Origin of the sequence: Paraburkholderia sp. SIMBA_053 (assembly GCF_046534895.1) — a bacterium.
In the GTDB taxonomy this organism is placed as follows: Bacteria; Pseudomonadota; Gammaproteobacteria; order Burkholderiales; family Burkholderiaceae; genus Paraburkholderia; species Paraburkholderia caledonica.
Genome location: NZ_JAWRXU010000252.1, coordinates 1 through 350, shown reverse-complemented (window position 1 = coordinate 350; position 350 = coordinate 1). Strand labels below are relative to the sequence as shown.

Sequence of the window (350 nt, the reverse complement as noted above, 5' to 3'; positions counted from 1 at the left end):
CGGGCGGCCTGCGCAAGATTTCCACCCGCGCTGCGCACGGCGCGGGCGATGGCCAGACGCTCGGTGTCCTCCAAACTTGTCGACTGATCGGGCAATGGCGGGACAACGCTGACAGTCGCCGTTTCGTCGAGTAGCTCAGCAGGTAACTCGTCGAGCGATACCACTTCCTCGTTGGACGTCAACAACAGATTCTCGATCACATTGCGTATCTCTCTCACGTTGCCCGGCCAGGAATAGGCACGCAGCACCGCCATGATCTCGGCACTCAATCGCCGCTCGGCAACGCCGTGGCGCTGAGCAAGACGCCGGTTGAAATGCTCGACGAGCAGATCGATATCGATGTCCCGCTC

Annotated in this window: 1 pseudogene; it reads right to left on the bottom strand. The window is 61.1% G+C overall.

Annotation, left to right across the window (positions count from 1 at the left end):
* Positions 1-350: pseudogene (locus SB753_RS35495) on the bottom strand (sigma-54-dependent Fis family transcriptional regulator); the annotation flags it as partial.